The organism is Sphingomonas sp. DC5200-1 (genome assembly GCF_049897245.1).
GTDB lineage: Bacteria > Pseudomonadota > Alphaproteobacteria > Sphingomonadales > Sphingomonadaceae > Sphingomonas > Sphingomonas aquatilis.
The window spans coordinates 1-11331 of the sequence record NZ_JAFCVW010000023.1; the positions used below are offsets into that span (position 1 = coordinate 1).

Here is an 11331-nt window from a genome sequence, read left to right on the forward strand (position 1 = left end):
GCCCGCACCCTCTGGGTGATCCATGAAACGCGCCCCTCGCAGCCTTCAACACCATGTTTTATATAGGAAATATAATGGTCAGGACAGCGAAATCAGCGCCTTACTTGGGAAATGTGGGAATAGAGGCACCGCTGGAAATCGTCGCACGCGGTGCTGAGGATCGTGGTCAGCTTGACCTTGCCCTCGTTCTCGCCCTCATGAATCCATTCGAGCGATTCCCGCAACTCGCGCGCCGAGAGATACGCATCCTCCGGATTGCTGCCGATGCACGCTCCGGCGAGCATGCGCCGGGTGACGCGAATATCCAGATCGACCGACAATTCGGTGAGCACCGCGTCGAGGTCGAACTCTCCGATAAATTCCGAACGCTTCATGGCCAGCTCCTTTGTTCATTGAACGTAACGTGAACAAAGGCGACAAGGCAAGCATTATGGAGTAGCATCACCACCATGTGGCTCGTCCCGCGCGATACCCGGGGTCTAACCTCCCGCTCGCCCGTCCCCGACGTGGTGCGCGAGGCGCTGGTGCGCTGGTATACCGGCGAAGGCGAGGACAGCGATCACCGCGCGTCGGTCATCATGGTGGTCAAGGCACGCGACCATCACCAGTGGATCGCCTGCGACTGCCTGGGGGAGGGGACGGACCCGCCGCTACTCTCGCCGGCCTATCTCTCCGAAGCCGAAACCTATTACCTGCGACGCCTTACCAGTATCCGCCAGCGTCGCCCCGAGCATGACGTCGACTGCCCCTTCTTCCGCGAGCAGGCACCGCCCCGCATCCGCGAGAAAGCGACCGCCACCCCGCGCACGATCAACGAGCCGGACGGGCTGTTCTCGGCGCACCGGCTCGCCCCCGAGAAACTGGCGCAGCTGCCCGACGACAGCGAACCCGACGATCGCACCCGCGGCGTCGCGATCCCGCGCCTCGCGCGGCTGCTGTGGCAGCTGATGGAAATGGCGCAGGTCAACGTCGTCGAGCCGCTTGAGGTCGGCGAGCCGCGCACCACGTCGATGGCGAGCGAATTCGCGGCGATGCGCGCCGCGGCCGAACGGGTCCAGATCGCACCGGGTATCCCGCTCGCGCGCCATCTCTACACCCACATCGACCCCTACGAACGCGGCATCGTATTCGCGAAACTGCGCGAAGCGGCGAAGAAATGGCCGACCGAGCACGCCCCGCAGGCCTTCCTCCTGCTCTATGCGATCGACGTCTCCGGCTCGACCATCACGCTTGCCGAAGGGCGCGAGTTGATCGTCAAGAACCGCATCCGCCACATCGGCGTCCATCAGCGCCACATCGGGCCACCCTATCTGGTCCTGGCCGTCGTCGGCGAGCACAACCCGCGTGAGGGCTATGCCTGCCTGCGCGCCTATGCGCAGCCGATCGCGCGCCCCGCCAACTTTGTCGCGATCCACAATCTCGCCGAGCGCAAGACGATCGTCGGCCTGCTCGATCTCCAGTACCGGCTTCGCCGGCGCGGCATCGGCGTCGGCTTCAAACGGCTCCTGTTCGATATCGCGACGTTGATCGGGGAGATGCGTCCAGACCTTCTTCTCGACCTGCGCGACTTCACCACCGGCGAGGTGATCGAGGCGGCACTCAAAGTCGTCACCGGCGATGACGCCGACACGCTCGGGTTGAAACTGCGTCAGGTCGAAAAGCTGCGCGAGATCGCCCCCGTCGTGACGATCCATGCCGAGGATCTCGAAGGTGACAGGCTCGAGGCCGCCGTGCTCGACCAGCTGCACATCGGATGACGTCGTTCACAGGAATTTAATCGAGGGCCATCATCCTCGCGTCATGGCATCGACCACCCAGGCCAGAAACCAGCGGCGGATCCTGCGCTGGGCGCAGTCGTCGCTATGCGCCGGATGCGGAATGCCCCTGCCGAGTCCCCGGCACCTCGTCCGCTATCATCCCGATTACCCGACATTCGACCATGTCACGCTGCGCAGCGCGGGTGGACGACGATTACTGTCGAACGGCCTGCTGAAGCATCTGCGCTGCAATCAGGCACGGGGCGCGAGGCCGTCGACGGGGTGCGATGCGATCTGGATGACCGTGGTCGCGGCGCGGCTCGCCGATCGCCCGCGCAGTCTCAAGCCGATCTTCAAAGGTGGCGCTCGAAATCCCGCATTCCCGCCGCGCAAGGAAAAGGCCGCCCCGGTTTCCCGAAGCGGCCCGATCGTGTCATCGAAGGTCGAGCGTCAGATGTCGCCGCCGAGCGTGCCCTTGACCGAACCCTTCACGTCCTGAGCGGACCCCTTCAGCTTCTGGGCCTTGCCCTCGGCTTCGAGGCTCGCATTGTCGGTCGCCTTGCCGATGCCTTCCTTGACGTTGCCGGCCAGCTTGTTACCCGCCGCCTTCAGCTTGTCAGTCGCTTCGCCCATGATTGATCTCCTGTCGTGAATTGTCGGGATAGATAACAATTTGCGCGTGGCCGCGTTCCGCGCTGCCCCCCACGGCTGCACCATGATCGGTCCTGCCCGCCGCCGGCAATCCGGGCGACCGGATGAAGGAGAGAGGGAGGGGATCTGTCGATTCCATTGAGGGAGACGACAGATGACCCCGTTCCAGCCCAGCCGCCAGCCCGACACGACCCCCTGGGACGCGCCCGATCGCGCCGACCAGGTGCTCCCCGGTATCTGGCGCGTGTGGACGCCCAGTCATGGCGGTTATGTCCTGTCGGACGAACGCCAGGCCGCGATGCCCGACGGGCTGCGCCGCGACGATCCCTTCTATGAGGAAGACGTCGATTATGCGCTGGTGCTGTACGGCTTTGGCAGCGAGTTTCGCCGCCTGCCCATTCCCGGCATCGCCCTGCAGGTCGAGAATGCGCGCCGCTCGGTCCGCTGCTGGCATCCCGATCGCTGGACCGCGCTGACCGGCGAGGAGGTGTCGATCCACGACAGCCATGTCGTTCGCCGCCGCGCCGCCTATCAGGCGGTCATCGGCCAGTATGAAAGCGTCTCGGCCTCAGGCTCCTGGGCGGACTGGGTGCCCGAGGGCAAGGTCGGCTGCGTCTTCCGCCGTGTCGTCAGCGTCGATGCGCTCGGCTTCGCGCGCCACGAAGGCGAGCCGATCCACGGTCTCGTCGACAAGGATCGCTACGAACGCCGCCAGATGCCGGAGACGTTCCAGAGTCTCGGCGCGGTCCGCGTCGAGAGCACCGCTCCGATCTCCAAGCAGGTCGACGCGAGCGCGCTCGCGCATCTCCTCCCAACCAGCTGAAAGGACACGCCATGAGTGTCTATCTCTATCTGTTCCACGGCCGCGCCACGCCCGACGAGGACGTCGAAAGCTGGGGCTGCGAAGGCCCCGCGATCGGCCCGCTCGACTATGTCCATACCACCTACGGCAGCGAGGTGAAGATCCGCGGCGCGGAGGCGGTCCTGGAAAAGTTCTTCCCGGATACGGAAATTCATTTCCACGACGGCTACGGCGAACACGCCATTCAGCTCGCCGGCGACTGCTTGCCCTACGACGGCAAATTCTACGGTGACTGGTCGATCTGCACCGGGGATCGCTTGTGCTCGCCTGCCGCCTCCCGGGTCAAGCCGGTGTGCGACGACTGCGGCAGCGACAACGTCACCAAGGACGCCGTCGCGGCCTGGGATGAGCCCGAACAGGCCTGGGTGCTGCTCAGCACCTACGATTCCACCACCTGCCAGGACTGCGAGCGCGAAAGCGACGACATGCTCGAATGGCGGACGCTCGATGGTGCGCCCGCTCCCGATCCCGACGCTCCCGCCATCCCAGCCAACGATCCGGCGCCCCCTGATGCCGACGCCGCCTGACCCGGAGGACCACGCCATGACCTGTGTCACCCCGATTCGCGCGCCCGAGGCCGCGGACAATCGCGTACCGCTCGGCCATCATTCGACCGGCACGCTCAGCCTCGACCTCGATCGCCTGCTTGCCGGACGCCTGCTCATCCAGGGCAGCTCCGGGGCGGGCAAGAGCAGGACCTTGCGCCGGATCATCGAGGAGGCGTTCGACTATACGACGCTTGCGATCGTCGACCCCGAGGGGGAATTCGAGAACCTCGCCCGCCATATCGGCGCGACCACGATCCGCGCGGTCGAACTCACCGCCGACGGGCTGACGGCCGCGGCGACGCGCAGCCGGCGACATCGGCTGTCGATGCACATCGACCTCACCGACCTCGATCCCGACCAGCGGATCATCAAGGCAGCCGCGTTCTTTGCCGGCCTGGTCGGCGCACCGCGCGAGGACTGGGCGCATACCATGCTGGTGTGCATCGACGAGGGCCATCTGCTCGCACCGCATGTCGCCGGTTCCGCGCTCGATGCCGATGCCCGCCGGCTCGGCGTCGCCACCCTGACCGACCTGTGCGCGCGCGGCCGCAAGCGCGGTCTCGCCCCCGTCATCGCCACCCAGCGCCTCGCGAAGCTCTCCACCTCGGTCGTGTCCGAGCTGCAGAACGTGCTGGTCGGGCTCAACGTCTTCGACCGCGACATCGCGCGCGCGGCCGACCTGCTCGGCTTTCCCGCGCGTGACGCCGACCTGCTGCGCAACCTCGCCCCCGGCGATTTCTTCGCGATGGGTCCGGCGCTGTCGGCAACCCCGGTGCTGGCGCATATCGATCCCACCATCACCGAACATCTCGGCAAGACCCCGGAACTGCGTGCCGCCGCGTCCGTCGATGCCGACGAGGCGGCGAAGCTGCTCGATCTCGCGGGCCTGGCCGAGGTCGCGGACCACGGCCCCGCCATCGCCCTCAAGGGCACGCGCGCGCTCGACGCGTTCCTGCTCGATCCCGCTGCGACCGACGCGGCCGCGATCATGGACGCGCTGAAGCGCATCTCCCCCAACGCCAGCACCGCGCGCGACCTCGCACGGCACCTGTCGCTCGACGCCGAGCGCACCGACCGCGCGCTCAACCTCCTGTCGGCGATCGCCGCGGTCGACACCATGCCCAAGGGCGACGACCGCATCGCCCGCCTGCATGCACGGCTGCGCGCGCGGCTGAGCGACGTCGCCGTGGTGTCGCTGTGACCGACCTCGCGCCCGATATCGTCGAGCTGGTCGCGTGTCCGAAGCTGCCCGAGCCGTGCGGGCGCCTGCGCGAGATGCCGTTCCGGCACGATGCCTGGACCCCCGACGAGATCGCCACGGTCGAACGCATGTTCTGCGACGACGCTGCGATCGACGACATCGTCGCCGCGCTCGGTCGCGGCCGCGCCGGCGTGCGCGACAAGATCGCCAAACTGGGCCTGCGCCGCAATTCGTCGCGTCCGTGGTCGACCGACGAAGACGCATGGCTCACCCGCGAATATGGCCTTCGCCCCACGGCCGATCTCGCTGGAGATCTCGGCCGCGCCTGCACCAGCGTCTATGCCCGCGCGGGCGTGCTCGGGCTGACCGAAGGAAATCCTCCAAAATGGAGCGACTGGGAGGATGCCCAGCTGCGCGCCGGCTACGCGCAGGCGATCCCGATCGCACAGATCGCCACGCTGATCGGACGCCCGCTGTCCGGCACCGCGACCCGTGCCAACGCGCTCGGTTTGCGCCATCCCAACAAGCCCGCTGACTGGACCGAGGCCGAGGCGACGCGGGCGCTGACGCTGGCCGGGGAGGGGCTTCGTTATATCGCGATCATCGACATTCTCGCCACAGAGGGCTTTCCGCGCAGGACCAAGGCTGGCTTCGGGCCGCACCTGCGCAAGCTCGGCTATGGCCGGGGATGGGGCCGCAACTGGACCCCTGACGAAGACACACTGCTCATCCGCGCCTATGCCGACGGGGCAAGCCTGACCCCGCTCACGACCAGGCTCGGCCGCACGAAATGCTCTATCCGCTGGCGCGCCGACTATCTCGGGTTGCGCGGCACACATGCCAACCGCGACGGGTTCCGGGGCGGGCCGGTGTGGAGCGACAATGATCTGGAAAGGCTGCGCGACCTTTACGGCACGATGCCGATGGACGCCCTGGCGACGAAGATGGGTCGCACCAAGGCTTCGCTGTTCACGCGCGCGAACATCCTCGGCCTTGTCCACGGCTATCACCGGAAATGGACCGAAGAGGAGATCCGGGCGCTGCGCATCGCGCACGACTTCGGCGTCGCGCTGCCTGATGTTGCGGCAGCGATCGGCCGCAAATATCCAGCGGTCCACAAATATGCCGAAAAGCACGAGCTTCGCTTCTCGCGTCGCCCGCGCCGCGCAGCCCCCTGGACGCTCGCCGAAATTATCGCGTTCGATCCTTCGGGAACGGGCGTCACCGACCATGTTGCCATCCCCGGCACAATCGATGAGGAAAAGCCATGACGCCGCTTCGCCTCGCCCGCGATATCGCAACCGGCGCGCCGATCGACCGCGACACCCGGCGTGCCCGCCTCCTCGCGGCGCGGCGCTATGCGATCAACTCGGTCCCGCGTCGCGGTATCCTCAGCGGTCACTGGGACGCGGGCACCGTGGTCGGCGCGTTCCGCGACGGCAAGGCAGGCTGACCAGGGCTCGGCCCGATGCGCCGATGAAGGAGAGAGGGAGCGGGGAGGGAAGGCGTGACGGACGCCTGAGCCCTTTTCCAGGAGCGCACTCCCATGATTCCCGCCACCATCGCGACCGCGGTCGCCCCCGAGACGATCGCCAAGGTCACGCGCCTGTTCAACAATACCGCGTTCGACGTCATCTGCGAACTCCTCCAGAACGCGCGCCGCGCCGGTGCGACCGGCGTCGCGCTCGCGCTGAACGGCGCCGGCGCCGAGCACTTCCTGCACATCACCGATGACGGCCACGGCATCGCCGATCCGGTGAGCATCGTCACGCTCGGCCGCTCGGGCTGGTCCGACGAGACGCGCCGCGCCGAAGATCCCGCCGGCATGGGCGTGTTCAGCCTCGCAGGCCGCGACGTCATCATCCGCTCCTTCTCGAAACCCGACCGCCAGGGCTGGATGGCGCATATCCCGGCCTCGGCGTGGGAGACGAGCCGCCCGATCGCGATCGAACCCGATCCGATCATGCGCGGCACCGCGATCACCGTGCGCGTGCCCGACGAGTGGCTGAAGACGCTCGAGCGCGACGTGGCCCGCGCCGCCAAACATTATCCGGTTCCCGTGACCTGGAACGGCGCGGTCCTTCCGCAGGAGGACTGGCTGAAGGACGCGGTCCATGTCGAGGAATGGTACGGCGTGCGCATCGGCGTGTTCCAGAAACACCCCTCGCATTATTCCTCGCGCGACGGACGCCTCAACTTCCACGGGCTGACCATCCCGTGCGACCTGCCGTATGTTCAGGAAGTCGACCGGGGCGGCCACTGGATCGCGCGGGTCGACATCTTCGACGCGCCGCAAATCCAGCTCGTCCTCCCGGCGCGCAAGGAAGTGGTCGAGAACACCGGCATCGCCGCCCTGCGCGATGCGGTCCGGCTCGCGATCTACCGCGCGATCGAGGCCGCGGGGACGCACCGGCTGTCGGCGCATGACTGGCGCGAGGCGCGCTCGCTCGGTATCGCACCACCCGAAGCCGAGCCCTATCTGTTCGCATGGACCGCCTATGCGGCCGACAGCTCGCGCAACTACGAGAGCGGCGCACGCGTGACCGACACCGGCATGGTGCTGATGCCCGACTTCGATGCGCTGATCGGCCAACCCGCGCAGGCGGCGATCGCGAAGCATAATCCGTTCGGTGGTCCGCTGGTCGAGGCCCAGGACGCGTTCAAGGGCTATGGCTGGTACGATATCCTCGCCCGTGTCGAGGATATGCGGTTCCGCGTCACCCAGGGCGACCGCACCTTCATCGTCTCCGACAGCCGCGAAGCCCCCGCCGAGGCGGAAAACGGTTGGGTCGAGGCTATCACGCTCGAGGCGACGATGAGCCACGCCGGCGCATTCATCGAGGTATCGACCGACGCGGATGTCGCCTTCGCACCCGACCAATGGTCGTGCAACTCGGTCGACGAGACGTCCGTCTTCGTCCGCCGGGGCAGCGAAATCACCGCGCTCGGCGTCGCCGACATCCTCGAAAGCGCGATCTTCTATGCCAGCGACGACAGCGATGCCGACAGCTACGATACGCAGCTCGAGCGCTTCCAGGCCGATGCCGCCGAACGAATCATCGGCCTGCTCGAAGGCGACGATGCCGCGCTTGAGAACCGCATTCGCGACAAGCTGGCGGGGCATTATTTCCTCGTCCCCGAGGACCGGACGGTCACCGTCGTCATCAATCGCGACCGGCTCGACGTGACGATCACGCCCCGCGCGGTTCCCGCCGCGCCCAAGGCCGCGGCGGAGGACGCGTGACATGGCGCGCTACAACCACGCCTACACGCTCGCCTTCAGCCTCGTCTCGAACGACGACAAGGGCCACGACGTCGATGCGCGCCAGCTGAAGGCGGCGCTGCTCGCACGGATCGAGAATCTCGACGAGGAGGGTAGCTGGATCGAGTCTGCCGGTGCGCCCTATGACACCTATCTAGAACCGGAGGAGGCGCCATGACCGGCGCGCCAGTTCCGGTCGTGCCGCTGGCGCCGCCGCCACCAGTGGTGCTGGCCTACGGCATCGGCGTCGACAGCACCGCGCTGCTGATCGAGAAGCACGCGCGCGGCGAAGCGCCTGACCTCGTGCTGACCGCCGATACCTCGGTCGAGAAACCGGCGACCTACGAATATCTCGACGTGATCCGGCCCTGGATGCGCGACCGCGGTATCCGTTTCGAGCTGGTCAGCTATGTCCCGAAGCGATTCAAGCACTGGCCGCCCTATTACGGCATCCTCGAGATGTGCCTGACCAATGCCACGCTGCCGAGCAAGTCGCTCGGCGGGTCGAGTTGCAGCCTCAAATACAAGAAGGCGCCGCAGGACAAATTCCTGTCGACCTGGCAACCAGCGGTCGACGCTTGGGCGCGCGGGCAGCGCGTCGTTCGCCTGATCGGCTATGACGCCGGACCGCGCGACACCGCGCGCGCCAACCATGCGCTGTCGATCGACGATCCGCTGTACGACTGCGAGTACCCCTTGCGCGAATGGCGATGGGACCGGCCCGACTGCGTCGCCCGCATCCAGGCCGAGGGTCTGCCGGTGCCACCCAAATCGGCGTGCTTCTTCTTATGTTTGCAGATGGTGTCTCGTCTCACCGCAACCCTTTATTTATGGGCTACAAAATTATCCGCCGTTTGAGACGATCCGAGGCCATTGAAGCGCTCGGGACAGTTGCAAAGCGCTACTGCACTTTGCAACTGTCCCGAGCGCAACCGCCGAAGGCGGTGCGACTCGTCGCGGCGGCATCCGGAATGACTTTGCTGAGCGGAAGAAACTGACTTGCCATTGCCCGTCGGGACTTGCTGATGCGGCCTTGATCGTTGCGCCGACAGATTGGGAAATGTCTGTTACGCGCCCTAGTCGGTCGTTTGAAGGGCGGATCTACGCGCCAGGAAGCAGACCTTGCTACCGCAACGCCTTCGGCTAACATTCCAGAATATGGACGCGCATATTTCTCTTGCCGATGTGAGCCAGCTGGTGGTGACGGAAATCGAAACCTTCGTTGTACCGGCCCCGAATCCTGACCAGCTAGGAGAGGCTCTCCCCGCCGCATGGTTTGCCCAGCAATTAGATGAGATGAGAGCGGCTTTGATCGAGCCTTATATCGTCGAAATTGATGGTGACGGACGCTTCCCCGGAAGCATCCCTAAGCCGGTGCCAAGGCGGGTTGCCATTGTCGCTGAGGATGACGATATCTTCCTCGCTTATGATCCTGACCCTGACGGTGATTTCGCGTTGATATTCAAGTCGGCTTCCGGCTTTGGAGTATCGCCCAATCGTGGCCATGCCGTGGATTGCTTTATGTCACGCTAGGCAAAGCGATTGCCCAAATCGGTGGCATGGAAGGAGCGCAAAGGGGCGTGCGCTGAAATTCAGCCGCGCACCTTGCTTGGTCGTTCAGTGGCCGATTTGACGCTCTAGAAACCTGCCGGTCCGGTCTCCCGCGCCGACCTGAGCCGTCGGCGATGATGATGGGGTGGAAAGCGGACATTTTCGCTGCCATGTTCGCGGCATGAAGGCTGGGCTCGTAATTTCGTTGGTCGCACTCGCCCATTTATCCGGTTGCGCGAAGAATGAGCCGCGCGCCTGCACGCCGCCTGATGCGGCTTGGCGTCGGCCAAATTTCAATCAGGACGCCGAGACGATCAGAAACAGGGTCACGCTCGACAGGGCCGGCCAGCTCTATTGGAACGGTTACGCTGTTTCGAATGGGGATTTTGCCAAGATGTTGAACGCGGCACGGCTCGCTCCTCAGGCCGACCTCTATCTAGAAGCGGAGATGGGGGCACCTTGTCGAGATCTCGACCGAGTGCGGCAAGAAGTCAGCAATGCATTGGGCTGTCACGATGCCAAAGGTCGCTGCGTAGAAGGCTTGCCTGACTTCCAACCTCATCCATTCAGGTGACCGATTTGGAGCGCGTGCGGCTAGCCCGCCTTGCGCCCATTGTCGCCGTCCAGGACCTCAATTCCATTGCTCGAATGCGGTCACCTGTTCCGCTTGGGCTAAGCCTCGAGCGCGAAAAAGCGGCCGGTCTGCTAAAGACCGATAGCGGACATTATAGGGCCGGGAGTGACTGCGTGCTACGTGCCTGTTAGGTGAGACCGCCAATGGCGATCGGAAGTCGATCAGCCTTCAGGAGAGTATGCATGCTTTTTCACACCATGGTCGGATCGAACGACATTGAGCGATCCAAGCGCTTCTACGACACGGTGCTCGGTACCCTGGGTGCAGGGGAAGGGACCCGGAACATCGCCGACAGCGGCCATATCCGTCTGATCTACAATAACGGCAACGGAACGAACTTCATCGTCAGCCAGCCGATCAACGACGAACCGGCAAGCGTCGCCAACGGCAGCACGGTCGCCTTTTCCTGCGACTCGCCCGAGCAGGTGAAGCAGCTTCACGATGCCGCCGTTGCCGCTGGCGGAACCTCGATCGAAGCTCCGCCCGGACCACGCGAAACTGCCTCCATGGGCACCATCGAACTGGCCTATTTTCGTGACCCCGACGGCAACAAACTGTGCGGAATTCATTTTCCTGCCTGATCCGTCCAGCATGGGTCTGCTTCTAAAACTAGCGGACTTCGATCATGCGATCCCGCGAATGTTCGCTTTCCACCCCATTACGGTCATGGGAGCACGCTATAGCTTTGCCTGAAAGCGGACAGGCAGCTGACAGCACTTTCTGTCGAAATGCGGAAATTCCGCAACCGGCCAATCGCGGTCATTTACATGCGAGATACCCATTCAAGCTGCTGGTCGCAGGCGGGCCGTTGATTGAGGGAATTCTTCGTCGAGTGATGGGCCCAACCAAAATCCATCAAGCGTTG

At 65.1% G+C, this 11331-nt stretch carries 15 protein-coding genes; 13 read left to right on the plus strand and 2 right to left on the minus strand.

Annotated elements, in window-relative coordinates; all coding sequences use genetic code 11:
* Positions 1-92 precede the first annotated feature (92 nt).
* Positions 93-374 carry a hypothetical protein gene (locus tag ACP7A3_RS20525; RefSeq protein ID WP_426257018.1) on the minus strand — a complete coding sequence of 94 codons (282 nt, stop codon included), beginning with the start codon at positions 372-374 and terminating at the stop codon, positions 93-95.
* A gap of 75 nt (positions 375-449) precedes the next feature.
* Here ACP7A3_RS20525 and ACP7A3_RS20530 point away from each other — a divergent pair, with 75 nt between their 5' ends.
* Entirely contained in the window at positions 450-1757 is a 1308-nt protein-coding gene (locus tag ACP7A3_RS20530) for a hypothetical protein (protein ID WP_288248905.1), read from the plus strand.
* Between the two features lie 43 nt (positions 1758-1800).
* Entirely contained in the window at positions 1801-2256 is a 456-nt protein-coding gene (locus tag ACP7A3_RS20535) for a hypothetical protein (protein ID WP_426257177.1), read from the plus strand.
* On the opposite strand, the gene ACP7A3_RS20540 is transcribed toward ACP7A3_RS20535, so the two are convergent.
* Entirely contained in the window at positions 2208-2390 is a 183-nt protein-coding gene (locus ACP7A3_RS20540) for a CsbD family protein (protein ID WP_426257020.1), read from the minus strand. The two genes, ACP7A3_RS20535 and ACP7A3_RS20540, sit on opposite strands and share 49 nt — an antisense overlap.
* Before the next feature lie 172 nt (positions 2391-2562).
* On the opposite strand from ACP7A3_RS20540, the gene ACP7A3_RS20545 reads away from it, so the two are divergent.
* The 11 genes from ACP7A3_RS20545 to ACP7A3_RS20595 all read left to right on the plus strand — a co-directional run bounded on the left by ACP7A3_RS20545 (position 2563) and on the right by ACP7A3_RS20595 (position 11047).
* Positions 2563-3231 carry a DUF7007 domain-containing protein gene (locus ACP7A3_RS20545; RefSeq protein ID WP_066760065.1) on the plus strand — a complete coding sequence of 223 codons (669 nt, stop codon included), beginning with the start codon at positions 2563-2565 and terminating at the stop codon, positions 3229-3231.
* 11 nt (positions 3232-3242) lie between these two features.
* Entirely contained in the window at positions 3243-3797 is a 555-nt protein-coding gene (locus tag ACP7A3_RS20550) for a hypothetical protein (RefSeq protein WP_066760064.1), read from the plus strand.
* A 16-nt stretch (positions 3798-3813) separates the two neighbouring features.
* Positions 3814-5019, plus strand: coding sequence for a helicase HerA domain-containing protein (locus tag ACP7A3_RS20555; protein WP_010408937.1), 1206 nt, complete (start codon positions 3814-3816; stop codon positions 5017-5019).
* Positions 5016-6290 (plus strand): hypothetical protein, encoded by a 1275-nt coding sequence (locus ACP7A3_RS20560; protein ID WP_426257021.1) that lies wholly within the window; start codon positions 5016-5018, stop codon positions 6288-6290. Before ACP7A3_RS20555 ends, ACP7A3_RS20560 begins: the two co-directional genes overlap by 4 nt.
* Positions 6287-6472: a hypothetical protein gene (locus tag ACP7A3_RS20565; RefSeq protein WP_024310655.1), complete on the plus strand. Its 186-nt coding sequence runs from the start codon at positions 6287-6289 to the stop codon at positions 6470-6472. The genes ACP7A3_RS20560 and ACP7A3_RS20565 overlap by 4 nt, the downstream gene beginning before the upstream one ends.
* Positions 6473-6565: 93 nt before the next feature.
* A complete protein-coding gene (locus ACP7A3_RS20570; RefSeq protein ID WP_426257022.1) occupies positions 6566-8263 on the plus strand; it encodes an ATP-binding protein in 1698 nt (565 codons plus the stop codon).
* Position 8264: 1 nt separating this feature from the next.
* On the plus strand, positions 8265-8459 hold the full coding sequence (locus tag ACP7A3_RS20575; protein WP_062126497.1) for a hypothetical protein: 195 nt from the start codon (positions 8265-8267) through the stop codon (positions 8457-8459).
* Positions 8456-9139, plus strand: a complete 684-nt coding sequence (locus ACP7A3_RS20580) for a hypothetical protein (protein WP_426257023.1) — start codon at positions 8456-8458, stop codon at positions 9137-9139. Before ACP7A3_RS20575 ends, ACP7A3_RS20580 begins: the two co-directional genes overlap by 4 nt.
* A 300-nt stretch (positions 9140-9439) precedes the next feature.
* Entirely contained in the window at positions 9440-9814 is a 375-nt protein-coding gene (locus ACP7A3_RS20585; RefSeq protein ID WP_161735179.1) for a hypothetical protein, read from the plus strand.
* 199 nt (positions 9815-10013) lie between these two features.
* Positions 10014-10406 carry a hypothetical protein gene (locus ACP7A3_RS20590; protein ID WP_161735182.1) on the plus strand — a complete coding sequence of 131 codons (393 nt, stop codon included), beginning with the start codon at positions 10014-10016 and terminating at the stop codon, positions 10404-10406.
* A gap of 242 nt (positions 10407-10648) precedes the next feature.
* On the plus strand, positions 10649-11047 hold the full coding sequence (locus ACP7A3_RS20595; RefSeq protein ID WP_161735185.1) for a VOC family protein: 399 nt from the start codon (positions 10649-10651) through the stop codon (positions 11045-11047).
* The last annotated feature ends 284 nt before the right edge of the window (positions 11048-11331 follow it).